The sequence below is a fragment of the Lysinibacillus sp. VIII_CA genome, from assembly GCF_049943995.1.
Classification (GTDB): domain Bacteria; phylum Bacillota; class Bacilli; order Bacillales_A; family Planococcaceae; genus Lysinibacillus; species Lysinibacillus pinottii.
The window spans coordinates 93351-118939 of sequence record NZ_JBNFXM010000002.1 but is presented as its reverse complement, the minus strand read 5'-3'; the positions used below and the strand labels follow the sequence as shown (position 1 = coordinate 118939).

The following is a 25589-nucleotide window of genomic DNA, read 5'->3' as shown; positions in this document are numbered from 1 at the left end:
ATTAAACAAATACCAATTCATTTAACGTAATATATTGATTCAGATCTAAATTCAATAACCTAGTATTTTCTTTTAAATCTGGTGATTTATGGAATATTACAGCAAAAGTAGAGCTTTCATTCACTTTCATCCGTCGATATTCTAAAATTTCTTCAAAATTTAGTTTAAACGCTTCATGATTAATAGACACAACTTTCTTACAATCAATAGATGCATCTATTTCAGCACAACAAAAACTATAAATTGAATCATCCATTTGATTAATTATATTTTCCCAATCAGGCTTTTGTTGTTTAAAAAAGTACTCGCATGCGTTGACACCATATGCATAAACGCCAAGTTCATTTGTACCGATACCAGCAAATCTAAGTGGGTTTACTTCAATAGGAACTATCTGTCCGAGATTATCGATGCGAATTTCAATATGTATAGGGACAAGCTTTAATGCGAAGAGCGATGAAATAGTTTTTAAAAATTGTTGAATGTTGTTGAGGGACTCATTTATTACTTGCTTACTCGTATAGTAAATTCTATCGCTCATGTCCTTCTCATGCCTAAACATTCTTTTAAAAATATTTAGGATAACAGGCTCGCCTTCTTCTGTAAAATATACGTCAACAGCGTATTCATCACCTTCAATTAATTTCTCAATTATAAAGGATTGATTATTAATAACTTCGATTGGATACTCTGCACTTGTAACTTCCATTTCAAACTTAAGTTGTTCAATAGTTTCTTTATATTCTTCTACCTTATCAATACGATGTACTCCTACACTTGAATATCCTATAACAGGCTTAACAATAATAGGGAAAGGTAGTGAACCAGGATCTAATTCATCTAATTCTTTTAGAGATACTTCTGTGAAAAAGAAATCTTTAAAATGACTACTTAATGTTTTCCTGAAAGTAACTTTATTTTTCAAAATATCTGTAACAATTGTTAAGTAGTGATTAGGTGCATATTTAGATAAAATATTAAGTCCATTTTCAGAGTTAAAGAGAATTTGATAATTCTTCTTCTCTAATTCAATCAACAAATCGTCTACCTTTTTTAAACTTATAGTAGATTCATTTGGTATAAAAACTTCATTTAATTTGATAACTGGAATTTTATTCTTACTAACTGTGTGCGCTAATAAATCAGAAACATAAGGTCTATCTAGTATTATCAACTTTTACACTCCTATCTGTATATTTTTCTAAATATCCATAGCCTAAAATAATTATTAAAAGTATGTTAGAATAACTATCATCTATATTAATATAAAATACCTATAATATCCATAGTTTCGCATTTTATTATTTAGGTAATTTTACATCGTAATTGATAAAAAGGATATCTAACTACTAACAAGTATATTTACCTATATAATATAACTCTTATACTGTTAATCTTTTTTAATATTGGAGCATTCATTTTAGTACTCAACGTTGACACTTCCGCTATGGCCACTGTGTTTGTCATAATTATTAAGTGTAAATATTTCCATAATTTACCTACAAGGAAATAAACTCCGTTAATTGATCAATCACTCAAAAATTTCTGCTCATTGCGTCCATTTCGTTAAAGAAACGGATGTTTTTTCAAGAGCTCAAAAAGAAAAAGAGCAGCTAGTGCTACTCCTTCGATAAATCTCACATTCGCTTTAAAATTTCCCTTCGTATGTACTATACATAAGTGGGACAGTACCATGATAAGTCAGACTACCCTGATCGGCTACATACGGGGTAACTGATTGATTTACATATGGTGCTGCTAAAGTACTTTCTGAAAGTATAGATGCTCCTAAAATAAGTGATATCCCTATAATTATAGAAATCTTTTTCATATTTAATTCCTCCTGTAAAGGTTTATTTTTTTTCAACTCCTCCTGAATACTCTCCGTTTTTAGGATTGAAATAGATTTCTGCTCGCTTGCCTGTTTTTTGACCTCCCACCCCCAAAAATACATTTTTTTCATCTCTTATTAGGCGGAAATGATAACCATTCAAAAAATTATCATTTCCTGGTTCTAATTTAAATTCAGATATGGCTTTCTTTACAACCTCGCTACTATCTACTTTTATATCTTTATTTTTAATAGGCAGTTGTTCATCACGATCTATTACATCGTAGCTTTTCAGTTTCCCCTCTTCGATAACAAATATGATACTTAGTCTTTTGTTAGGTAGGGTAATATACCCTTGCCAATTTCCTTTTTTTCCATCTGAACCATTTATTTTTTCATCATTCACACTATTCATAAAAATAAGTTCCGAATTTTTATCGTATTCTTTTGCTATGTCCATCCCTATGTCATATGCTTCTAATAAAGTTATTTCCTTATTGGGTAGTGATTCAAAAGAAATCCACTTTATAAAAACCTTTCTCTAGTTCAGTTGCAAATAGTTTGTCTCCTATTGTTAATGCTCCGATAATTAATAGTAAGATTATTAGTACAATACCTGGAATAATTTTAAATTTCATGGATACCCACCTTCACTACTTTTAATCGCTACAGTAATTAACATACTGATGGAAATTACTATATTATACTTAAAGACTTAAAGATAGATAGATAATATATTATTAATTTATATACTTTTATTAACAACCAACTAGATTTGAACAAGCTTAGTATAGCCATACAAATGTACGTAAAAATATTATTCTGTACACATTATAAAACCGTATATTGTCTTTATAAGAAGCAGCAAGACAGTTGTAGTTTTTAAAAAGAAAGCTGGATTAAAAATCCTGTGGGCAATGTTTTTGTTCCATAATTCAGAGCTTTCCATTTTATAGAAGGTGGAGTAGGATATGAAAACTAACGACATCGTAATAAGCAAAGTAATTAAATGGTTGAAAGCTGAGGATAAATCGTATCAATGGCTAGCTGAACAAGTAGGAGTTAAGTAAATCACTTGTAGGACTTAGAACGTACTTTAAAATCAGAGCACATTGAACAATTGGCCAAGGTAATGGGGATCACGACAAAAGAATTGGTTCAGTCAGATACACTAGAGGAAGGGTGATTAACTGTTAACTTGCTAGGTGAATTATCTAATCGTCACTCTAAGAGAGAATTGGATTCTTTATTATTTGTCATCAATGACTATCTTGGATTAAAAGAGCAGTTGAAAGGACTATAACTTAAGTTGAATAATGCTCTTTTATTGAACAAATTTTTAAAAATAATTTTTAATGAAATTGAAAACTTCCATTTCAATCAATTTCTTGGTTGCACTACTCAACAAATTAGCCATTTAAAAAATTTAAACTATCTGAAGATGAGGGCATTAACGAAATAAGCTTCTTTTCTTATATATCCCTTGGGTTCTCAGGGCGTAGAGATTGGTATGAGGGTTATTCTAGAAATACACCGTCCGTTATTCAGAATTTCTTAATATTATTATAATCAACAATCATAACTCCCTCTCACTTATGAAAATTTTATATACTTTAAAATAATAATTACATCGCTTCAAAATAACATAACCACTATCTTAATATTAAAAAACAAATATCAGTTATTTACTATTCTTAGACCCCTTCAAATAGAACCATTTCCAAAAAAATATATTTTATTTTTATAGTAAAACATTTTATAAAACATATTACAATCAGCATTCTTATACCTTTCACATTTTTAAAGAACATTTTAACAAGCTAACTTTTTTGTAAAATAATAACAAGGATAAAGCGAGCAATTTTAATAAAAATACGAGTTGAACTTTAATAAAAAATAGAATACGATGAATTCCGAAAGGTGGTTCACCATCATTCAAGCAATAATAATTTTTAAAAAGGGGTTGGAAGTATGTCAGACGTTCTAAAGCAATTTGTTATGCCGAAAAAAAACTTATTTGGACCTGGAGCAATTCAAGAAGTTGGTAAACACTTAAATGATTTAGAAGTGAAGAAGACATTAATCGTAACAGATGAGGGCTTACACAAATTAGGTCTCTCTGAACAAATTGCAAACATCATTACAGCTGCTGGAATTGATGTAGCAATTTTCCCTAAAGCAGAACCAAATCCAACAGATCAAAATATTGAAGATGGCATAGCAGCTTACCATGCTGAAAGCTGTGATTCAATCGTTTCTCTTGGAGGTGGGAGCGCTCATGATGCAGCAAAAGGTATCGGACTTATTGCTTCGAATGGTGGACGCATTCAAGATTATGAAGGCGTTGATAAATCACAAAATCCACTTGTGCCATTAATTGCTATTAATACAACGGCTGGTACTGCTAGTGAAATGACTCGTTTCACGATTATTACAGATACAGCACGTAAAGTAAAAATGGCCATTGTTGATAAACATGTGACTCCGTTACTTTCGATTAACGATCCCGAACTGATGATTGGGTTACCTCCTGCTCTAACAGCTGCTACTGGTGTTGATGCATTGACACATGCTATTGAATCATTTGTTTCGACAAATGCAACACCAATTACAGACGCTTGTGCTGAGAAGGTACTTCAACTAGTTCCTGAATTTTTACCACGTGCCTATGCAAATGGAGCTGATTTAGAAGCACGTGAACAAATGGTATATGCACAATTTTTAGCTGGTATGGCTTTTAATAATGCTTCACTAGGCTATGTCCATGCGATTGCTCATCAGTTAGGTGGCTATTATAACCTACCTCATGGCGTATGTAATGCCATTTTATTACCACATGTTTGCCGCTTCAATGTAACAGCACGTACTGAGCGTTTTGCTCGCATTGCTGAATTATTAGGTGAAAATGTGACAGGATTAAGTAAGCGTGATGCTGCTGAAAAAGCTATTTCAGCTATTGAAAAGCTATCAAAGGATTTAAATATTCCTAGTGGCTTCCGCGAACTAGGTGAAAAAGATGAGGATATTGAAATTTTAGCAAAAAATGCGATGTTAGATGTTTGCGCTGAGACAAATCCTCGTAAAGCAACACTAGATGATATTAAACAAATTATTACAAATGCAATGGGCCCTATCGTGAAAAAAGAGGAATCGCTTGAAGCTGTTGCTGCTCTTTCATAATTAATAAAAAAACAAAAGGTGGAGATAAACCAAGTTTTTCTCCACCTTTTTTCTATGCTCAAAGATGAAAATGATGTAAACACATTGTTTAGAATGGAAACTCTCGCTATACTTTTCTTAAAAAGAATAGGAGATAACAAATGCGTTTAATCTCGATATGTCCAAGTAATACAGAGCTTGTAGCCTATTTAGGACTGACAGACCAGCTTGTTGGAGTAGATGATTTCTCCGATTGGCCATCAAGCGTTAAAGATTTGCCACAGCTTGGTCCAGATTTATCTATTAATATGAACGATTTAGAGGCATTACACCCCGATCTTGTTCTTGCTTCTTTAAGTGTGCCTGGAATGGAAAAAAACATCGAGGAATTGCAAAGAAGAAATATCCCTCATATTGTTTTTAATGCGAACTCGTTAGAGGAAATTGCACAAGATCTCCTTTCACTCGGGAGAGCTTGCCATGTAGAAGAACGTGCTAAAATAATCGCAGAAGAATATTTGCAATCCATTGACAAAATGCGTATAGTTGCTAACTCCCTCACGAAGAAACCTACTCTATACTGGGAATGGTGGCCAAACCCAATTTTTACACCAGGAAAAATAAATTGGCTAACAGAAATTAGTGCTATTGCAGGCGGAGTCAATTTATTTCACGATGTAGAACTAGCCAGTGTTCAAACTGATTGGGCAGATGTTGTTAAACGAAAGCCCGACTATATCATGATGGCTTGGGTAGGTGTAGCTTTTGAGCGTATACAGCCGGCCAACTTATTAAAGCGTCCCCATGCAAGTGAGCTACATGCTGTGAAAATGGAACAGCTTCATGTAATGGAGGAATGGCTTTATTGTCGGCCTTCTCCCCGTCTTATTGAAGGGGCTATAAAACTGGCAAAAATACTGCACCCTCAGCAATATGAACACATAAAATCGCCAAGTTTTCTATAATAAAAAAACAACATCCCCTTTATGATCGGGGATGTTGTTTAAATTAAAATCATTATACAAACTTTACCATATGATATTTTTTCTTACCGCGACGAACAATGCTAAAGGCATCCTCTAGACGATCCTTTGCATCGACTACATATTCTAAATCCGTCACTTTTTCACCATTGACACTAATTGCACCATTCGAAACGTCCTCACGTGCCTGACGTTTCGATGATGAGATACCAGCTTCTACAAGAAGGTCCACAATATTTTTATCTTCTTTTGCCATTTCAATAGAAGGAACATCTTTAAAGGCATCCTTCATTTCTTCAGCCGAAAGTGCTTTTAAATCGCCTGAAAATAAAGCTGCTGTAATGCGAATAGCTTGCTCTAACGCCGCTTGACCATGAATTAATCGTGTCATTTCCTCAGCAAGTGATTTTTGAGCCTTACGTAAATGTGGCTCTTCTTCTACAGAAACAGCTAATGATTCAATCTCTTCACGAGTAAGGAAAGTGAATATTTTCAAGTATTTGATGACATCTGCATCAGCAGCATTGATCCAAAATTGATAGAATTCATATGGAGATGTTTTCTTACCATCTAACCAGACAGCACCACCAGCTGTTTTACCAAATTTCGTACCATCTGCTTTCGTTACTAATGGAATCGTAATCCCAAAGGCTTTAGTTTCTTCTTCATGTGTCTTACGAATAACCTCTAAACCTGTTGTAATATTACCCCATTGATCAGAGCCACCTACTTGAATACGACAATTGTAGTGGTTGTATAAATGATTGTAATCAATCCCTTGAATTAATGTATAAGCAAACTCTGTAAAAGATATCCCCGTGTCAAGACGAGAAGCAATTGTATCTTTTGCCAACATGTAGTTAACATTAATTAATTTCCCATAATCACGTAAAAATTCAATCGTATTTATATTGCCAATCCAGTCACGATTGTTCACAAGCTGAGCGCCATTACCATCTTCAGCAAAGTCAAAAATTCGTTCTAGTTGACCGCGAATCCCTTGAACATTTTTATCGATTTGCTCCACAGTTTGTAATTGACGCTCTTCTGAACGACCTGATGGATCTCCAATCATGCCTGTAGCCCCACCCACAAGTAAAATTGGACGGTGACCAGCTTTTTGGAAGCGACGTAATGTTAAAAGCGGGACAATATGCCCGATATGCATAGAATCTGCTGTTGGATCAACACCACAGTATAAAGAGACGGACTGTTCTTCTAATAGTTTTGCCATACCATCAGCATCGGTTTGTTGGTATAGCAGCCCACGCCATTCTAAATCTTGTAATAATTCGTTTGTCATGATGATTCCTCCTAATTGATTGAAATTCGCTACGTGCATGGACAAGTTCATGAAATAAAAAAATCCCTACACGCAAACAATTGCATGCAGGGACGTTAAATTGTAAATTAACGCGGTACCACCCGGCTTGAAGATGTCATCCACCTTCCACTTCATTCAACCGCCTTTATCGCAGGCGCGCACGTCTAAGCTCCAAGCACGTAATTCGTCTCTACATTATGACCAGTTTTCACCAACCACTGGCTCTCTAAACAGGGAATATAGAAACTACTCCAAACTCTTCATCACTAGAAAACTATAAACATTATTCTATACGAATCTATTTCAAAGTCAATAACTATGTTCGAGCTAAAACAATATGTGCTATAATAAACAAGATTTTAGGAGGTCGATACATTGAAGGATTGGATTGAAAAAATCAATGCAAAGATCGATACATTAATTGAACAAAAATGGATGAAGAAATTACGTATTTCAGGTAGCGTTACCTGGAACTTATTTTTACTATTTTTAGTCTTTGCATTGGTTGGCACTGTATTTGTCGGTTCAGTAGGAGCTGGTTATTTCGCTTCTCTTGTAAAAGAAGAGCCTTTACGCTCAAAAGATGAATTGCGAGATCAAATTTTTAGCTATGAAGAAACAAGTGAAATTTATTTTGCCAACGATATTTATATCGGAAAATTACGGACAGATTTAGATCGCCGCGAAACTTCACTAAAAAATGTTGCACCAGATGTTATTAATGCAGTACTGGCAACAGAAGATGAGTATTTCCGTGAACATAACGGCATTGTACCAAAAGCGGTTGTACGAGGCTTATTACAAGATGTTACGAATTCTGCTACACAGACAGGTGGCTCTACCCTTACGCAACAACTTATTAAAAACCAAGTATTAACCAATGAAGTTTCCTATGAACGTAAAGCAAAAGAAATTTTACTTGCTATGCGTTTAGAGCATTTTATGACAAAGGAAGAAATATTAGAGGCTTATTTAAATATTATTCCATACGGTCGTAACTCTTCAGGGCGAAATATTGCAGGCGTAGAAACAGCCGCAGAAGGAATCTTTGGTGTCAAAGCTAAGGATTTATCACTTGCGCAAGCAGCTTACATCGCTGGTATTCCTCAGGCGCCATTTGCTTACACACCTTTTACAAATACGGGTGAACTGAAAAGTGAGGAAGCTTTAAAACCAGGTATTGATCGTATGAAAACAGTTCTTTATCGTATGAAAGAAGCTGGTTATATTGACGATGCTCAATATAAAGAAACACTGAATTATGATATTGCTGCTGACTTCCGTGGTCCAGAAATGCGAGCGGAGGATCGTTATCCATGGCTTACATATGAGCTTGAGAGCCGCGCAAAAGATATTATTGCAGAAAAACTCGCAGAAGATGACGGTATTGACCCAGAGCGATTAAAAACAGAAAAAAAATTAAAAGATAAATATAAAATCTTAGCAGATCGAGATGTTCGCTCAAAAGGTTATCGTATTTATTCAACCATTAACAAAGATATGTATGATGCCATGCAAAAAGCTGCTAAGGACTTCCAATATTACGGCCACACATATACTGGTAAAGGGAAAGACCCTGTAACCGGTGAGGAAGTTGATATCGAAATGCCCGTACAAGTGGGCAGTATTTTAATGGAGAATACGACAGGTCGCATTTTAAGTTTTGTAGGTGGTCGAGACTTTAATACAACTCAAGTTAACCATGCAACACAAGCTTATCGTTCAAATGGTTCTACGATGAAACCATTACTTGTATACGCACCTGCTATTGAGTATGGCGTAATTGGTGCAGGTAGCCCACTCGTTGACGTAAAATTCTCAATTGGTTCATGGAGCCCAAGTAACTATATTACTAGTGATGAGCGAGGACTTATTCCGGCGCGTGAAGCTTTAGCAGATTCTCAAAACATATCAGCGTTACGTTTATATAATGATATTATTAACAAACGACCAGCTGATCTATTAGTAAAAATGGGATTCACAAAATTACACCCCGATGATTTCACTAACCTTGCAACCGGTATCGGTGCTTTAAGTGAGGGGACTACTGTAGAAGAGAATACGAATGCCTTTGCTACTTTTGCAAATGGTGGTCAATTCATTGATGCTTATATGATTGATCGAATTGAAGATCAAGAAGGAAATATTATTTACAAACACGAAGTAGAACCCGTCCAAGTATTTAGTCCAGAAACATCTTATATTGTGACAGATATGCTACGTGACGTATTAACAAAAGGAACAGGAACTCTTGCTCGTAATACATTAAAATTCTCTTCTGATTTCGCTGCTAAAACAGGGACTTCTCAAGAGTATAAAGATGTTTGGTTAGTTGGCTATAACCCTAATGTATCTCTAGGTGTTTGGATGGGTTACGACCAACCTCGTACGTTGTACGCATTTAATAATACGTACCTACAGCCAAGTGTTCGTGTCAATAAATTATGGGGTACTTTAATGAATTCCGTTTACGATGTGGCTCCTGAGTTTATTGACCCACCAACAAGCTTTAAGGCACCTAAAAATGTGGTGACCGCTTCATTCTGCGGAATTTCTGGAATGGCACCTTCTGCTGCCTGTGCAGATGCAGGTTTAGTTCGTTCAGACTTATTTAATGCGAAAGTATTTTTACCTTCACAACCAGATGATAGCTTAGCTGCTTCAAGTGTTGTAACGATTAAAGGAAAAACTTATAATGCATTACCTAGTACACCAGCTGAATTTGTCAAATCAGGTGGCGCAGGTATTAATCAGGCGTTTATTAAACGTATGTTAGGCCGTCTTGGCGGTAACCCAGCAAGTTTATTACCGAAAAATTCAACTTTAACCAATTCATCTGTTTCGGCCGTTGATTTCCCTGCGGATGGAAGTGCACCTGCAGCAGTAACAGCATCCGTAAATGGCTCAACTTTATCTTGGACAGAGTCATCAAACGATGTAGTTGGCTATCGGATTTACAATGTTACAAATGGTGCCAACACATTAGTAACTTCTGTTCTTGAATCTACACAAAGTATAACGGTCGCTAGTGGACAGGCCTATGTTGTAGTGGCTGTAGATATTACAGGCTTAGTGTCACCACATTCTAATGTAGCCTCTACTGGTGGTAGTGAAAATGAACCTGATCCAGAGGATAATGGTCAAGAAACAATTCCACCTACAACACCGCCTACAAATGGCAATGGGTCTGGTAATAATGGTAACGGTTCTAACAATGGGAATGGATCTGGTGGCAATGGCAACGGCTCTAACAACGGGAATGGATCTGGTGGCAACGGCAACGGCTCCAACAACGGGAATGAATCTGGTGGCAATGGCAACGGCTCCAACAATGGGGATGGATCTGGTGGTAACGGATCAGGTCAACCTGAAGATGGCTCAAATGGAGGAGACAACGGCAATACAACTCCCCCTGAAACATCAAGGCGATAATCAGTTTCATTTTCTGTGTCAAACAGGCTTACTACAATTCACTTTTGATTTGTAGTAAGTCTATTTTTTTGTCATTATTAAGAAGACTACTATTTTGAAGGAGAGGAAAAATATGAACATTTTAGTTTTAGGGGGCACACGTTTTTTCGGAAAAAAATTAGTGGAACTTTGCATTGAGAATGGACATGATGTAACGATTTTAACACGCGGTCAAAGCGGCAATCCTTTTGGAACAGCTGTCAAACAATTAATTGTTAATCGGGATGATCGTGACGCATTAGAAAATGCTCTCGCCCATACAACGTGGGATATTGTTTATGATAATATATGCTACTCTCCTAACGAGGCACATACCATTTGTGAGCTTTTAAAAGGGAAAACGAAAAAACTTGTCTTTACTTCAACTCTTTCAACCTATGAAGTTGATGGCAAGATGAAAAAGGAAGAAGATTTCGATCCTTATCATTATCAAATTCTCATGGGGGATCGAAATGAATTTTCCTACGGAGAAGGAAAAAGACAGGCAGAGGCTGTATTGTTTAAAGAGGCTTCATTCCCAGTTGTTGCTGTACGTTTCCCAATTGTCATGGGTGAACATGATTACACACGTCGTTTGCATTTTCATGTTGAACGTATTTTACACGATCAGCCAATCTCCTTACCGAATATCGATGCGCAGATGAGCTATATTACAGATGAGGAAGCAGCTAATTTCTTATATTTTGCAGGCATGACACCTATAGAAGGACCATACAATGCTACAGCATCTGGTGCCATGTCATTGAAGGAACTCCTTGCGTTAATTGAAGAAAAGAGTGGGAAGCGCGCAAAAATTTCACTTGTTGGTGGCGATGAAGAATCACAATCACCATATGGTGTACCTGCTGACTGGTATATGACAAATGCGAAAGCAGAGAAAGCAGGATTTACATTTAGTCAACTTCATGATTGGTTGCCAAAACTAGTAAATACATTAGTAAAACAGCTTCAATAAAAAAGAAAGACAAAGAGTCTGCTAAATAAGCAGGTTCTTTGTCAGTAAATTAATATAATATGGTCTTTAAAATGGCTACTGCTTCGTCTATCTCTTTCTTCGTTACAGTTAGTGGCGGCAATAGTCGAATAACATTTGGCCCTGCCCCTACTAATAAGAGACCCTTCTCTTCTGCAGCAGCAATATACGCGGCTACTTCTGTTTCACCACAGCCAATTCCAAGCATTAATCCCTTACCCTGAATGGTATAATTAGAAGGTAAATGCGCTTTTAGTTGTGCGACAAAATAGGCTGACTGTTCTTGTACTTGCTGTAAGAATGCTGGCTCAAATACATGACTTAAGACGGCCTGAGCTACATTCATTGCAAGTGGGTTTCCCCCAAATGTAGTGCCATGTGTACCCGGACTAAAGGTTGCATAAAGCTCGGCAGTTCCTAGCATTGCCCCTACCGGAAAGCCACCACCTAAGCCTTTTGCTAATGTCACTATATGTGGCTTTAACACCGTTTGCTCAAACGCATAGCGTGTTCCTGTTCTTCCAATTCCAGTCTGTACTTCGTCAATAATGAGTAATATTCCCTTGTCCTCACATGCTTTTGCAATCGCGGTAGCGAATTCTAACGATACACAATTAACGCCACCTTCTCCTTGAATCATTTCCAGCATAATGGCTGCTACAGAGTCATCAATAGTAGCTTCTAGTGCGGCAGCGTCATTGAATGGTAAAATCGTAAATTTTTCAACGAGTGGTCCAAAGCCGTTATGTATTTTGCCTTGACCTGTTGCAGACATTGCTCCGAATGTGCGACCATGGAATGATTTTTCGAAAGTAATCATATGGTTTTTCCCTGTATGCTTTCGTGCTAACTTAATGGCCGCTTCATTTGCCTCCGCTCCACTATTACAGAAAAAAGCATGTGCAAAATGCGTATGAGCGATTAATTTTTTAGCCACGGTTTCCTGACCAGGGATATCAAAAAGGTTCGATATATGCCACAGCTTTTCACTTTGCTCTTGTAGTGCCTGCACAATGGCTGGATGCGCATGCCCCAGACTTGCTACTGCAATACCACTAGTAAAATCTAAATATTGTTTTCCTGTAGAATCCTCTACAACGGTGCCTTGCCCTTTGACAATTTGCGCACGACGTTTACCGTAGTTCCCGAATAACGCACTCATGTTATCATCTCCGCTATTATTTGAAATGGTCTTCTTTCAACATCTATACTTTTCATAAGCTCTTATTAGAACACTAGGTAGCATGAAGTTTATCGGAAGTGACAATCGTAGTGCCAATCAATGTCTCTCCCACAATTTGCACGGAAGGTATACCTGCACGTAAACAATCGATCGCTCCTTGTACTTTCGGAATCATCCCTCCATATAGATGCCCTTGTTCTATCCATTGATTAATGAGAGTGGGTGTTGCCATTGTTTGATATTCATCATAGACTCGAATACCACTTACATCTGTAACGAGTAATAAGCTATCTGCCCCTAAGGCTAATGCTATTTCACTTGCGACTGTATCGCCGTTAATGTTTAAAGCCTGACCTGCTTCACTTACTCCAACACAAGCAATAACGGGTACAATTCCCACTGACAATAAAGCTTCAAGTAAGGCTGTATGGATGGCTTTTACTGCTCCTACATAACCATAAACATCTTTATCTAAATAATCTGCCACCATTAATTGACCATCATAACCGTTTAGCCCAATGGCCTCGACGCCAGCACTTGTTAAGTCATGAACTAAAGTAGGGTTAACCTGCCCAATTAGAGTGGATTGGACAACATTCATAGCTGCCTCATTTGTCACACGTATACCATTTAATGTATGCGATTCTATGCCTCGAGCAGCTAATTCACGATTAATAGCTGGGCCCCCGCCATGAGTAATAATAAGCTCCACACCGCTATCTTGAAGCTTTTTAAAATGATAAAAAAAATCTTTATTTAAGCCCTCCAGTGTACTACCACCGAGCTTAATCACCATTCGTTTACGAGCGGTATGATGCGTTGATTTGGACGTAGTCATACGTTAAGTCACATCCCCAAGCATGCCCCTTACCTTCACCCATACCAAGAGACACATATATTTTCACTTCATGCATTTTTAAAATTTGTATTAATTCATCCTCTGAGAAAGGAATTGGTTCGCCGTTTTCTACCATTGTAGCGCCTCCAATTTGAATCGTAATTTTATCTGGGTCTACAGTGGCACCACTATACCCTACTGCTGCAATAATTCGTCCCCAGTTCGCATCACAGCCAAAAACAGCAGTCTTTACAAGTGGCGAGCCTACGACGGTCTTGGCGATTTTTCGTGCCTCTTCATCTGCAACTGCGCCAACAACTTCCACTTCAATGAGCTTAGTTGCCCCTTCTCCATCCTTGGCAATCATTTTTGCTAAATCTTCGGCTACCGTTTTCAATGTGTAATAGAAATTTAACCAATCTGGATGCTCAGGTGTTAACGTCTTATTTCCTGCGAAGCCGTTCGCCAATACAACAACTGTGTCGTTTGTAGATGTATCCCCATCTACGGTAATGGCATTAAACGTGAGATTAGTAATATCGGATAATGCATTTTGTAATACATCAGATTCTATTTGGGCATCTGTCGTAATAAAGCCCAACATGGTTGCCATATTTGGTTCAATCATGCCTGAACCCTTCGCAACACCAGCGATAATGATTTCCTTGCCATCTACCGTTGTACTATAGCTTGTGTTCTTCATAACTGTATCTGTTGTTAAGATTGCCTGCGCAAAGTCAATAGCACTTTCTAAATTGGCCTTCGGTTCTAGCTGTTGAATACCATTTACTACTGGCTCCAGCTTCATCATTTCGCCAATGACGCCCGTTGAACAAACTCCCACCAATTCAGGCGCAATCCCTAATTTTTCAGCCACTTGCGCCTGCATTGTTTGGGCATCCTTAACGCCTTGCTTCCCTGTACAAGCATTGGCATTGCCCGAATTCACGATTATCGCCTGCATTTTTTTTGTTGTGTAAACAACTTCCTTTGTTACTTTTAACGGGGCTGCCTGCACAGCATTTGTTGTAAAAACACCAGCAACACTAGCTGGTACCTCACTTACTAATATGGCTAAATCTTTCTTCTTATGTTTTAAACCACAATGTAACCCAGCTGCCTTAAAGCCTTTTGGTGAAACGATATTTTTACTTGATAACTTTTTCATTACATTTATTGATGTAGTAACTGTCATCCATAATTCCTCCTTATTTTTCATCAAACTAAACATAAAAACATAAAAACTGTTAAATAAAGAACGGTACGACATCAAGACCTGTCGTTTGTGGTAGGTCAAATTGTACATTCATATTTTGGATAGCTTGCCCTGCAGCCCCTTTGACTAGATTGTCAATCACACTTACAATCGTGGCACGATTTGTACGAGAATCTACTTTCACCAAAATATCGCAATAATTGGACCCCTTAACACGATTAGTTCCTAAGCTAGTAGCATCTGTAACCATTCGAACAAATGGATGCTTTTCATACGTCTCCTGCAAGCAACCAACCAACTGAGCCTCTGTAACGCCTGCCATTACTGGCGCATAGGATGTCGCTAAAATCCCTCTTGTCATAGGTACTAAATGAGTATTGAAAGTAATGTTTGTTTCAGTATGAGCAAATACGGATAATGCCTGTTCTATTTCTGGTATATGTTGATGTGTATTTACTTTATAGATAGAGAAGTTCTCATTCGCCTCGCTAAAATGAGTAGTTTGTGACGGCTTATTACCAGCTCCTGAGATGCCACTTTTCGCATCAATTACTAAAAAGCTCGGATCAATTAATCGTTCCTTCACTAGCGGTAGTAATGATAATAACACCGCTGTTGGGTAACAACCTGGGTTAGCAATAAGAGTAGCCTGTCGAATATGCTCTGAATTCCATTCAGTTAAACCATAAACACTTTGCTGAACCGTATCAAATGGTGCTGCTTGTTTGCCATACCACGCTTCATAGCTTGCAAGATTTTTTAAACGGTAATCACCAGACAAATCTATAAATTTCGGACCCGTGTTAACCAATGATGGTAATAACTTACTTGTTACGCCAGATGGTGTACTTGTAAAAACTACATCAAATTCCGCTAAAGTATCTTCCTCTATTTTCTGTAATGGCCTATCAATAATCGTCATAAGATGACCAAATTTTGAAGAAAAAAGAACTCCCTCCTCTGAAGAAGTAAATAACGCTAGCTGCTCTACAGCTGGATGATTATGTAAAAACCGAATAAGCTCTAGTCCACCATAACCTGTTGCTCCTACAATTCCTACTTTCAATGCACTCACCTCTGAAATAAGTTAAAAATAGTATACGTCTGCATAAATATTAAGTCAACTGAATTTTTATTTAATTCTATATTTTTTACGCATTTAAATACTTCTCGTTAATACAGCTCTTAAGCATTGTAAATGCAGAAAAAAGAAGGTAAGCATTCACTCGATTGATGAAAGAATGCTTGCCTTCTTTTTATGCATATGTTGTATAAATATCAATTGATGTTCTTTACTTTATCAGTCTTCCATCGTCGATAGGTCACCCGTAGGTAAATTTAACTCCCATGCCTTCAATACACGACGCATAATCTTACCACTGCGTGTTTTTGGTAGTTTTTCCTTAAAATCAATTTCACGTGGTGCTGCATGAGCCGATAACCCTTTTTTAACAAAATCTCTTATATCCTCAATTAATCGTTCGGAAGGTTCTACTCCTTCTCGTAAGGATACAAAGGCTTTGATGATTTCCCCTCGCACTGGGTCTGGTTTTCCAATGACTCCTGCTTCAACAATATCTGGATGCTCCAATAGCTTGCTTTCCACTTCGAATGGTCCCACACGCTCTCCGGCCGTCATAATGACATCATCCACTCGACCTTGGAACCAGAAGTATCCGTCATCATCCATATAGGCAGAATCTCCAGATACATACCATTTCCCTTTTAAGAAATAAGATTCATAGCGCTCTGGATTGCCCCAAATTTGACGCATCATAGCTGGCCACCCCCGTTGAATAGCTAAATTCCCCATTGTAAACGGTGGTACTTCGTTGCCAGCATCATCTACAATCGTCGCATGAATACCTGGAAGTGGTTTTCCCATTGAGCCTGGCTTAATATCCATCGAAGGATAATTACAAATCATATGCGCTCCTGTTTCTGTCATCCACCATGTATCATGGATTCGATGACCTAATTCTTCTACTCCCCAGCGAATCACTTCGGGGTTCAATGGTTCACCGACAGATAGCACATGACGCAAAGATGATAGATCATAGCTTTCAAGCAAGCCACTCCCTGCCCCCATCAGCATACGGAATGCAGTTGGTGCACTATACCATACCGTAACACCATAATCTTCAATGGCTTGATACCATGCCTGCGGTGAGAATCTTCCCCCAACAATCACCATTGTTACCCCATTTAACCATGGACCAAAAATACCATAGGCTGTTCCTGTCACCCATCCTGGATCAGCAGTACACCAATAAATATCATCTTCACGTAAATCAAGAACCCATTGCGTAGATTGGTATTGTTGAAGCATTGCATAATGAACATGTAGCACTCCTTTTGGCGCACCAGTTGATCCAGAAGTATAGTGAAGAATCATCCCATCTTCCTGATCTACCCACTCTATATCAAATTGAGCTGAAGCCCTTTTTAATCGTTGATTAAAGTCTAGAATTTGTGATGTTTCTTCAATATCTTCACCTATTAAAAGGACATGCTCTAGGTGAGGTAATTTAGCTATAGGTACACGTTCAAGTAACGCCGGTGTCGTAACCAATACTTTTGCCTCACTATCTGCTAGCCGATCATACACAGCACCTTCCATAAAAGCTTCAAATAATGGTCCAACAATAACACCCATTTTCAACGCACCTAATAATGAAAAATAGAGCTCAGGCGACCGTGGCATAAAAATAAATAAACGATCACCTTTTTGTAGATTAGTAGCTGTTTTAAGAACGTTAGCAGCCTTGTTTGTTAACCTTTTCATTTCATTAAATGAATACGCCTCTTTCCGTTTACCATCATTAAAATAAAGAGCAACTTTATTTTTACGATGTGTTTCAGTATGGCGATCGATTGCCTCATACGCCATATTCACTAAACCTGTCTCGTACCAACTAAATGCTTTTTCTGTATCAGCCCAATTATGAGACTTTGCCACTTCTTCATAATTCATTAACTGGTGCTGACCAGCTAAAGCCGCTAACTTCTCCTTCATTTTCATCCCCATGAAACTACCCCTTTCTTTACGTTTGCTTCAAACTGTTCATTTGCTATTTTCAACAATCCCCTCTGCTGAAATAATAAATTTACGTTCTAAGCAACATATTTACCTAGCTTTTGTTATATAACAGTTTACCGCATCAGAAATGTCCTAACTCTTAATTACGCTACTTTTATCTGTTAAATAACAGAAGCGATATATTATATTTTACACGAATCCAAGGGGATTGTCTTAATATTTTCACTTTTCCAAAAATACAGGTATATTTTGCAAAAATAAGCGTTTTTACGCACGAAATCAGCTATAATGGAATTATTAAACTCAGGTGGTGTCATTATGGAACATAAAAAAACTTTTTTTTCTGTCAAAAGGGAAACTAAGCATGGTACTGTGTATGTGGAAGGACCTGTGCCTCCAGAAAAATTAGCTACATATTCTTTCCATGAAGGCTTGGTTGCCTTTAGACCTCCAAAACAGCAACAACAAGCTATTATTGAAATTGCGGGGCTTCCTGAAGGACGTATAGTTATTATTCGAAACGAAGATATTATTGTAGGCTATGTGACCTATCTTTATCCTGATCCACTTGAACGATGGGCAGAGGATCGAATTGATGACATGATTGAATTAGGTGCCATTGAAGTGATTCCTGACTATCGCGGAACAGGTTCAGGAAAGGCATTACTAGCCGTTTCATTTATGGGTGATGAAATGGAGGATTATCTGGTGATAACTACCGAATATTATTGGCATTGGGATTTAAAGGGGACCGGCTTAAATGTTTGGGACTACCGCAAAATGATGGAGAAGATGATGAGCTCTGTCGGATTTGAATATTTTGCTACGGATGATCCAGAAATCACATCACACCCAGCTAATTGTTTAATGGCGCGCGAAGGTAAGCGCGTGCCTCCTGAGACCATCGAAAGATTTGATAGACTTCGTTTTAGAAATCGTTTCATGTATTAAAACCAATGCAAAGGGGATACGTATATGATCGTAGAAGAAATTATGAATGAAGAACCTTACACATTAGCTCCTACCAATACCGTGTTGGAGGCACTAAAGCTAATGCGTGACAAAAAAGTTCGCCATTTACCTGTTATAGATGAGGAACGTCACGTTATAGGAGTGATTACAGAACGAGACATTAAAGAAGTTTTGCCCTCCTCTTTACAAGATGAACCTAATTCTCCTGTTTTTCATGCAAAAGTAGAAGAAATAATGGTCAAAGATCCGCTTGTTGGTCATCCACTTGATTTTGTTGAAGAAGTCGCTCTTACCTTCTATGAATCTAAAGTAGGGTGTTTACCTATTGTCTCTGGAGGGAAATTAGTAGGAATTGTTACTACAACGGATTTACTCTATACATATATAGAGCTGACCGGCGGAACGGAACCTGGCTCAAAAATTGAAATTCGAGTAGCTGACACGCCAGGTGTTTTATTTGAAATAACAAAGATATTTCATCATCATCATGCCAATGTCCAAAGCGTCTTAGTTTATCCTGATTCTGAAAATACGCAAAATAAAATTTTAAGCGTCCGAGTAAAAACACTGAATCCTTTAGCTATGATTCAAGACCTTCGCAAAGAAGGCTTTGATGTACTATGGCCTAATTTGCCAGGTGTTTCGTTATAATGAAAAAGGCTGTATTCATTTACTCGCCAGAACAACTCGGATATAAATTTTCAGATTCACATCCTTTTAATCATAAACGCTTGACGCTAACGATGGATTTACTAAAAAATATAGATGGACTTGATGATGTAGACATTATTCCCGCTCGTGTTGCAACAGAAGAGGAGCTACTGCTTGCCCATGACCCTAAGTATATTGATATTGTGAAGAGGGCAGGTCATGGTGAATTATCGGTAGCCCAATGTGAAAGCTATGGTATCGGCACTGAAGACACACCGATTTTTGAAAATATGCATGAAGCAAGTGCCCAACTAGTCGGTGGGACGTTAACTGCCGTTGATTATGTAATGGAAGGTAAAGCTGAGCATGCTCTCAATCTTGGAGGAGGGCTACATCACGGTTTTCGTGGTCGCGCATCAGGATTTTGTATTTACAATGATAGTACGGTTGCGATTCGATATTTACAGGAAAAATATAATGCCCGTGTACTATATGTTGATACAGACGCACATCATGGGGACGGAGTACAATGGAGCTTTTACGAGGACCCAAATGTTTGTACATTGTCTATTCACGAAACAGGACGCTATCTATTTCCTGGAACTGGAAATATCACCGAAAGAGGCAACGGACAAGGATATGGTACCTCCTTTAATTTCCCTATGGATGCTTTTACAGAGGATGAAAGTTTCCTAGAAATCTATGAACAATCCATGAGAGAGGTTTTCGAATATTTCAAGCCAGATGTAGTACTCACACAAAATGGAGCAGATGCCCATTTTTTTGATCCTTTGACACACCTTCATGGCACAATGAATATATATCGTGAAATCCCAAAGCTCGCACATCAATTAGCCCATGAATATTGCGATGGTAAGTGGATTGCAGTGGGTGGAGGAGGCTATGATATATGGCGAGTAGTTCCACGTGCTTGGTCCCTACTTTGGTTAGAAATGACTGACCAAGCGTTACCAACTGGACCTCTCCCACAGGCATGGCTTGACCAATGGCAACCCGAAGCTCCCGTACCTTTTATTCCAACTTGGGAGGACCCAATTCCTCTGTATGAGCCCATTCCAAGGAAGGCAGAAATAGAGGAAAAAAATGCTCAAATGTTAGCAAAAGCACTACACCTTATTCGAAATGAAAAACGAGATTAGCACTTTTCCTCACGATTTTCGTGGGGTTTTTTTATTGGTTTGCAGCCAGATCTCCCTGCATTGGTCATTTTATCATGCCTCTTTCCCGCTCCATTTTAAATTAAAAAACACGCAAATCCTTGATAAGATTTACGTGTTCCTACTTATTATTTACTTTTAACAGATTGTCGATGTTCAATACGATGTGGTAAAATCACTGCCTCATCCTCGACAGGCTCCTTACTCATCAATTTAGTAAGTAAGCGCATAGCAACAGCACCAATGTCGTACAGGGGTAATGCAACACTTGTTAGTTGTGGACGAACCATTCGTGCTAGCTTAGAATTCTCAAAGCTAATTACTTCGATATCCTCTGGAACATTTTTACCAGCATCTTGTGCACCATGAATTAAACCAATTGCCAATTCATCACTACCCGCAAAATAGGCTGTAGGTGGCTGTTCAAGCACTGATAAAATCTCCCAAGCTTCTAAGCCCATGTCATAGCTTGATTCTTCAGCAGCAATTAATGCTTCATCTATTGGCAAGCCAGCATCCTGTAATGCTTTCTTATAGGCTGCTAGCTTGAATTTTCCGTTAATTGTATACGAAAGTGGACCTGTTACGAAGCCAATGCGCGTATGTCCATTTTGAATGAGTAAAGATATCGCTTCATAAGCCGCTTGGAAATAGTCTATATTGACCGTAGCTATTGTTTGCGATTCATCTACAGAGCCTGCTAGTACAATCGGGACTGGTGAATGATCCATTGTTTGTTGCATCTTTTCTGTTACTTCATCACTCATCATCACAATACCATCTACTTGTTTCCCAAGCATAGTATCAAGTAACTGTAACTCTTTATCTTCATGTTGATCTGAGTTGGCTAAAATAATATTATAACGGTACATTGTGGCTATATCCTCTACACCACGAGCCAGCTCTGCATAAACATTGTTTGCAATATCTGGGATAATCACGCCAACTGTTGTTGTTTTCTTACTTGCTAATCCACGCGCTACTGCGTTTGGACGGTATTCCAATCGTTCAATTACTTCTAGTACTTTTTTTCGTGTTGCTGGTTTTACGTTTTGATTGCCATTGACTACACGAGAGACGGTTGCCATAGAAACATTTGCTTCTCTTGCAACATCATAAATTGTAACAGTCATCGTACGTGCCTCCCTTTTTTCCTATTATAGCCTTATCATACGATAATTTTCATATTACTTTCAAGAAGAACTACGTAAAAACCAAGTACTAATAGTCCTATTCTAGACATTATTTTGTCACGATATAACAAACACCGCCTGCTAAAGTAAGCAAGCGGTGTGTGCTGTTAACAATTAAGCATGAATTTCATGATTTTTCATGAATTTTTGTATTGTTTCATAGAATGCATCGAATGTTGGGATGTCCATTTGTTGTTGTGAATCAGAAAGTGCTACAGATGGATCTGGATGTACTTCTGCCATGACACCATCAGCACCGATTGCAATGGCTGCTTTGGCACATGGTAACAATAAATCACGACGACCTGTTGAGTGTGTTACATCTACGAATACTGGCAAATGCGTTTCTTGTTTTAACACTGGTACAGCAGAAATATCTAACGTATTACGAGTTGCTTTTTCATAAGTACGAATACCACGTTCACAAAGGATAATATTTTCATTTCCTTTAGACATAATGTATTCTGCTGCATGGATGAACTCATCAATTGTTGCAGCTAAACCTCGTTTTAGTAGGACTGGTTTATTAGTTGCACCTGCTGCTTTTAATAATTCAAAGTTTTGCATATTTCGTGCCCCGATTTGAATCACATCAATATAATCTAAGGCTTCCTCTAAATGACCTGGTGTCACAATTTCTGTAATCACACCTAAACCATATTCCTCAGACACACGTTTTAAAATTTTTAAACCCTCTAATCCAAGACCTTGGAAGTCGTATGGAGAAGTACGTGGCTTATAGGCACCACCACGGATTAGCTTTTCACCTTTTGCTTTAATAGAAGCCGCTACTGCAGCTACTTGTTCATAAGATTCAACAGCACAAGGACCAAATACGAAAGATGGCTTCCCTTGACCAATTAACTCACCATTGATATTAATAACTGTATCTTCGGATTTTTTCTTACGAGATACAAGTAATTCTTTCTTTTTATCAGCTTCAAGCTGCTTTAAAGCTGTTTTAAAGATTTGTTTAAATATATAGTCTACCGTCATTTGGTTTAATGGACCTTGGTTGTGTTCTTTAATAAGATCAAGCATGTGTCTTTCACGCAGTGGATCATAGCGATTTACACCTTGTTTTTCTTTAATTTTACCGATTTCATCAACTACAGCTGCACGTTCGTTAATAAGACGAAGAATTTCTAAGTTTAATTCGTCGATTTGGCTACGTAAGCTTTCTAAATCTTTTTGGCTCATGCTTTCTTGCTCCTCTCCTCATGACAGACACTTTCAGAACTCTGAAATGTATGTTACATTTTTAGATAATAGCAATATTATAATCAATGTTGTTCAGAATGTCACGCATTTTTAATTTAGCGCTTCAACTCGCTAAATTGAAATTGAGATATAACGCGAAAGGAAGCGATTACATTGAGTTCTAAATTATTTGCACTTGATATTGGTACACGCTCAGTGGTCGGGATTATTCTTCAAGAAGAAAATGACCATTTTCACGTGGAAGATATAGTAGTGAAAGAGCATAAAGAACGTGCCATGGTAGATGGTCAAATACATAATGTCATGTATGTGGCAGAATTAATTAATACAATTAAATACGAACTTGAAGAGAAACATGGTCCTCTTACGAAAGTAAGTGTTGCGGCAGCGGGCCGATCCTTGAAAACTGAACAAGCTAGCGTAACGATTAATATACGTAATCGTCCTATTTTTACAGAAGAAGATATAAGCCGCTTAGAGCTCCAAGCAGTTCAACAAGCCCAACAACAACTTTTACAACATAAAGAAGATGCTAAAATAAGCCACTATTACTGCGTAGGCTACTCAGTTCTCTACTATCGCTTGGATGGTGAAGAAATTGGCAGCCTCTTAGATCAACAAGGGGATGAGGCACAAATTGAAGTCATTGCCACTTTCCTACCTCGTGTGGTAGTCGAATCACTAATTGCCGCTTTAAAACGAGCTGATTTAGAGATGGAAGCTTTGACATTAGAACCTATCGCAGCTATAAATGTCCTTATTCCTTCAACTATGCGTCGCTTAAATGTGGCTCTAGTCGATATAGGCGCAGGTACTTCTGATATTGCCATTACTGATAAAAGTACTGTTGTGGCCTATGGTATGGTTCCAACAGCAGGCGATGAAATAACAGAAGCTTTAAGTGACCATTATTTACTAGACTTCCCTGTTGCCGAAATAGCAAAACGTCAGCTCCAAACAGCAGAAGAAATATTGATTCAAGATATTCTTGGTTTTGATCAGTATTACCCAAAGACTGAAGTTTTATTAGCCATTGAACCTGCCGTCAAGCAGCTTGCCAAGTCCATTGGCGAAGAAATTTTACGACTCAATAACCGAGTGGCTCCAAAGGCTGTTATGCTTGTTGGAGGAGGTAGCTTAACACCTAACCTAACAACAGAACTTGGTCTAGTCCTAGATTTACCAGCAAACCGTATAGCTGTTAGAGGCATTGATGCTATTCAAAACCTGACGAAGGAAGAGCATATTAAAGCATCACCAGAGTTAGTTACGCCAATCGGTATTGCCATTGCAGCGAAAAAAATGCCCATCCAATATATGAGTTTAACTGTCAATAATCAGGTGGTCCGTCTTTTTGAGCTGAAAGAAATGACAGTTGCCGATGCTTTTTTAGCGGCCAATATCCGTGCTAAACAATTATATGGAAAACCTGGCCACGGTTTATCTATTAGTGTCAATGGACAAGATATATTCATTCCTGGTGGTCATGGGCAGCCGGCTGAAATAGTAGTAAACGGACAACAGGCATCAACGAAAACATTGATTAAAACAGGCGATGCCATTCAGCTAGTGGAGGGACAAGATGGACAGCCAGCCACAGTAACGGTGAGAGATCTTATTGATAATGCTGCAATCAAGACCATTACTATCCAAAATACAAAATATGTAATTGAGCCGAAAATTACAGTCAATCACTCTCCTGCATCCATTGATACTGTTTTAAATGATCGTGATAGCGTCGTTTTTGATATAGCGGAAACCATTGAGGAAATTTTCAAAGTTACAAATAATTGGGATTTATTAAAGCAATTTGAGTCTTATACCATTCATGTCGATGGACAGCCATTATTTTTACCTGAGTTTTCTTCTCCATTAATGATAAATGGAAAAACGGCAAAATTGAGCTATGCAGTGCAGGATGGCGATGTGATTAACTTTCAGCAGCAATCATTGCCAACTGTTCAGCGAATTGCGGACCAAATGAATCTTTTGCTGGAAGATAAAATGATCATTCATTTCCAAAATGAAGTAGTGGAGCTTTCCAAAACAGTACATGAAGCACTGGTCAATCAAATGATTGTATCTCCTCTTTCAACTGTACCGAATGGAGCCACTGTAATTTTTACAGAAAAAGATCGTAGTCCTTGGATCTATCAAGATGTATTTCGCTTTTCTAATTGGCAGCTCCCAAGCACATTCAAAGGAAACTTCACCATTTTAAGAAACGGTCAGCCTGCAAGTTTTGATACGGAAATTTTCGGTGGCGATCGACTTGAAATACTATTAGCCGAAACCCCTATCGTTTAAAAAAGGGATACGTTACACGACGATCATGTAACGTATCCCTTTTCGTTAT

At 37.9% G+C, this 25589-nt stretch carries 20 protein-coding genes and 1 other annotated feature; of the genes, 8 read left to right on the top strand and 12 right to left on the bottom strand.

Annotated elements, in window-relative coordinates:
- Position 1 precedes the first annotated feature (1 nt).
- The 4 genes from ACP3VS_RS03845 to ACP3VS_RS03830 form a co-directional block, all read right to left on the bottom strand.
- A complete protein-coding gene (locus tag ACP3VS_RS03845) occupies positions 2-1174 on the bottom strand; it encodes an ATP-grasp domain-containing protein (RefSeq protein ID WP_036162311.1) in 1173 nt (390 codons plus the stop codon).
- Positions 1175-1648: 474 nt separating this feature from the next.
- Positions 1649-1831 (bottom strand): hypothetical protein, encoded by a 183-nt coding sequence (locus ACP3VS_RS03840; protein WP_197223730.1) that lies wholly within the window; start codon positions 1829-1831, stop codon positions 1649-1651.
- Between the two features lie 22 nt (positions 1832-1853).
- A complete protein-coding gene (locus ACP3VS_RS03835) occupies positions 1854-2291 on the bottom strand; it encodes a hypothetical protein (RefSeq protein WP_197223731.1) in 438 nt (145 codons plus the stop codon).
- Between the two features lie 49 nt (positions 2292-2340).
- The gene (locus ACP3VS_RS03830; protein ID WP_276570389.1) at positions 2341-2469 is read right to left on the bottom strand and encodes a hypothetical protein; all 129 of its coding nucleotides are present in this window, start codon (positions 2467-2469) and stop codon (positions 2341-2343) included.
- Between the two features lie 1333 nt (positions 2470-3802).
- Here ACP3VS_RS03830 and ACP3VS_RS03825 point away from each other — a divergent pair.
- Together ACP3VS_RS03825 and ACP3VS_RS03820 are read left to right on the top strand one after the other, a co-directional pair.
- Positions 3803-5011 carry an iron-containing alcohol dehydrogenase gene (locus tag ACP3VS_RS03825; protein WP_426388389.1) on the top strand — a complete coding sequence of 403 codons (1209 nt, stop codon included), beginning with the start codon at positions 3803-3805 and terminating at the stop codon, positions 5009-5011.
- Positions 5012-5151: 140 nt separating this feature from the next.
- Complete coding sequence (locus ACP3VS_RS03820; RefSeq protein ID WP_012295679.1) at positions 5152-5955, top strand: cobalamin-binding protein; 804 nt, start codon at positions 5152-5154, stop codon at positions 5953-5955.
- 52 nt (positions 5956-6007) lie between these two features.
- Here the strand turns inward: ACP3VS_RS03820 and tyrS are convergent, their stop codons facing one another.
- Positions 6008-7276 carry a tyrosine--tRNA ligase gene (gene tyrS, locus ACP3VS_RS03815; protein WP_036162315.1) on the bottom strand — a complete coding sequence of 423 codons (1269 nt, stop codon included), beginning with the start codon at positions 7274-7276 and terminating at the stop codon, positions 6008-6010.
- Between the two features lie 85 nt (positions 7277-7361).
- Positions 7362-7570 (bottom strand) — a binding site (T-box leader).
- A 102-nt stretch (positions 7571-7672) separates the two neighbouring features.
- Here tyrS and ACP3VS_RS03810 point away from each other — a divergent pair.
- Positions 7673-10729, top strand: a complete 3057-nt coding sequence (locus ACP3VS_RS03810) for a transglycosylase domain-containing protein (protein WP_012295681.1) — start codon at positions 7673-7675, stop codon at positions 10727-10729.
- Positions 10730-10841: 112 nt separating this feature from the next.
- Complete coding sequence (locus ACP3VS_RS03805) at positions 10842-11723, top strand: NAD-dependent epimerase/dehydratase family protein (RefSeq protein ID WP_031418596.1); 882 nt, start codon at positions 10842-10844, stop codon at positions 11721-11723.
- Positions 11724-11772: 49 nt separating this feature from the next.
- On the opposite strand, the gene ACP3VS_RS03800 is transcribed toward ACP3VS_RS03805, so the two are convergent.
- From ACP3VS_RS03800 to acsA, 5 genes are all read right to left on the bottom strand, one after another.
- Complete coding sequence (locus ACP3VS_RS03800; RefSeq protein WP_012295683.1) at positions 11773-12903, bottom strand: acetylornithine transaminase; 1131 nt, start codon at positions 12901-12903, stop codon at positions 11773-11775.
- A gap of 73 nt (positions 12904-12976) precedes the next feature.
- The gene (argB, locus tag ACP3VS_RS03795; protein WP_197149639.1) at positions 12977-13762 is read right to left on the bottom strand and encodes an acetylglutamate kinase; all 786 of its coding nucleotides are present in this window, start codon (positions 13760-13762) and stop codon (positions 12977-12979) included.
- Positions 13725-14957 (bottom strand): bifunctional glutamate N-acetyltransferase/amino-acid acetyltransferase ArgJ, encoded by a 1233-nt coding sequence (argJ, locus tag ACP3VS_RS03790; protein ID WP_426388387.1) that lies wholly within the window; start codon positions 14955-14957, stop codon positions 13725-13727. The genes argB and argJ overlap by 38 nt, the downstream gene beginning before the upstream one ends.
- A 52-nt stretch (positions 14958-15009) precedes the next feature.
- On the bottom strand, positions 15010-16044 hold the full coding sequence (argC, locus tag ACP3VS_RS03785; RefSeq protein ID WP_031418593.1) for an N-acetyl-gamma-glutamyl-phosphate reductase: 1035 nt from the start codon (positions 16042-16044) through the stop codon (positions 15010-15012).
- A gap of 234 nt (positions 16045-16278) precedes the next feature.
- Positions 16279-18006, bottom strand: a complete 1728-nt coding sequence (gene acsA, locus ACP3VS_RS03780; protein ID WP_419197098.1) for an acetate--CoA ligase — start codon at positions 18004-18006, stop codon at positions 16279-16281.
- Positions 18007-18336: 330 nt separating this feature from the next.
- Here acsA and ACP3VS_RS03775 point away from each other — a divergent pair, with 330 nt between their 5' ends.
- Genes ACP3VS_RS03775 through ACP3VS_RS03765 form a run of 3 tightly spaced genes read left to right on the top strand, consistent with a single transcriptional unit; the run spans position 18337 to position 20801 of the window.
- The gene (locus ACP3VS_RS03775) at positions 18337-18969 is read left to right on the top strand and encodes a GNAT family N-acetyltransferase (RefSeq protein WP_031418591.1); all 633 of its coding nucleotides are present in this window, start codon (positions 18337-18339) and stop codon (positions 18967-18969) included.
- Between the two features lie 24 nt (positions 18970-18993).
- On the top strand, positions 18994-19641 hold the full coding sequence (locus tag ACP3VS_RS03770; RefSeq protein ID WP_012295689.1) for an acetoin utilization AcuB family protein: 648 nt from the start codon (positions 18994-18996) through the stop codon (positions 19639-19641).
- Positions 19641-20801 (top strand): acetoin utilization protein AcuC, encoded by a 1161-nt coding sequence (locus ACP3VS_RS03765; protein ID WP_012295690.1) that lies wholly within the window; start codon positions 19641-19643, stop codon positions 20799-20801. The genes ACP3VS_RS03770 and ACP3VS_RS03765 overlap by 1 nt, the downstream gene beginning before the upstream one ends.
- Positions 20802-20947: 146 nt before the next feature.
- On the opposite strand, the gene ccpA is transcribed toward ACP3VS_RS03765, so the two are convergent.
- Together ccpA and ACP3VS_RS03755 are read right to left on the bottom strand one after the other, a co-directional pair.
- The gene (gene ccpA, locus ACP3VS_RS03760; RefSeq protein ID WP_012295691.1) at positions 20948-21952 is read right to left on the bottom strand and encodes a catabolite control protein A; all 1005 of its coding nucleotides are present in this window, start codon (positions 21950-21952) and stop codon (positions 20948-20950) included.
- Positions 21953-22126: 174 nt separating this feature from the next.
- Positions 22127-23212: a bifunctional 3-deoxy-7-phosphoheptulonate synthase/chorismate mutase gene (locus ACP3VS_RS03755; RefSeq protein WP_012295692.1), complete on the bottom strand. Its 1086-nt coding sequence runs from the start codon at positions 23210-23212 to the stop codon at positions 22127-22129.
- A 174-nt stretch (positions 23213-23386) separates the two neighbouring features.
- Here ACP3VS_RS03755 and ACP3VS_RS03750 point away from each other — a divergent pair, with 174 nt between their 5' ends.
- Positions 23387-25540: a cell division FtsA domain-containing protein gene (locus tag ACP3VS_RS03750; protein ID WP_012295693.1), complete on the top strand. Its 2154-nt coding sequence runs from the start codon at positions 23387-23389 to the stop codon at positions 25538-25540.
- Positions 25541-25589 lie beyond the last annotated feature (49 nt).

Bases quoted from the DNA above. Each gene is read 5' to 3' on its own strand.
- ACP3VS_RS03840 (WP_197223730.1), bottom strand. From the start codon at position 1,831: ATGAAAAAGATTTCTATAATTATAGGGATATCACTTATTTTAGGAGCA.
- ACP3VS_RS03835 (WP_197223731.1), bottom strand. From the start codon at position 2,291: ATGGACATAGCAAAAGAATACGATAAAAATTCGGAACTTATTTTTATG.
- ACP3VS_RS03830 (WP_276570389.1), bottom strand. From the start codon at position 2,469: ATGAAATTTAAAATTATTCCAGGTATTGTACTAATAATCTTACTATTA.
- ACP3VS_RS03825 (WP_426388389.1), top strand. From the start codon at position 3,803: ATGTCAGACGTTCTAAAGCAATTTGTTATGCCGAAAAAAAACTTATTT.
- ACP3VS_RS03820 (WP_012295679.1), top strand. From the start codon at position 5,152: ATGCGTTTAATCTCGATATGTCCAAGTAATACAGAGCTTGTAGCCTAT.
- tyrS (WP_036162315.1), bottom strand. From the start codon at position 7,276: ATGACAAACGAATTATTACAAGATTTAGAATGGCGTGGGCTGCTATAC.
- ACP3VS_RS03805 (WP_031418596.1), top strand. From the start codon at position 10,842: ATGAACATTTTAGTTTTAGGGGGCACACGTTTTTTCGGAAAAAAATTA.
- ACP3VS_RS03800 (WP_012295683.1), bottom strand. From the start codon at position 12,903: ATGAGTGCGTTATTCGGGAACTACGGTAAACGTCGTGCGCAAATTGTC.
- argB (WP_197149639.1), bottom strand. From the start codon at position 13,762: ATGACTACGTCCAAATCAACGCATCATACCGCTCGTAAACGAATGGTG.
- argJ (WP_426388387.1), bottom strand. From the start codon at position 14,957: ATGACAGTTACTACATCAATAAATGTAATGAAAAAGTTATCAAGTAAA.
- acsA (WP_419197098.1), bottom strand. From the start codon at position 18,006: ATGGGGATGAAAATGAAGGAGAAGTTAGCGGCTTTAGCTGGTCAGCAC.
- ACP3VS_RS03775 (WP_031418591.1), top strand. From the start codon at position 18,337: ATGGAACATAAAAAAACTTTTTTTTCTGTCAAAAGGGAAACTAAGCAT.
- ACP3VS_RS03770 (WP_012295689.1), top strand. From the start codon at position 18,994: ATGATCGTAGAAGAAATTATGAATGAAGAACCTTACACATTAGCTCCT.
- ACP3VS_RS03765 (WP_012295690.1), top strand. From the start codon at position 19,641: ATGAAAAAGGCTGTATTCATTTACTCGCCAGAACAACTCGGATATAAA.
- ccpA (WP_012295691.1), bottom strand. From the start codon at position 21,952: ATGACTGTTACAATTTATGATGTTGCAAGAGAAGCAAATGTTTCTATG.
- ACP3VS_RS03755 (WP_012295692.1), bottom strand. From the start codon at position 23,212: ATGAGCCAAAAAGATTTAGAAAGCTTACGTAGCCAAATCGACGAATTA.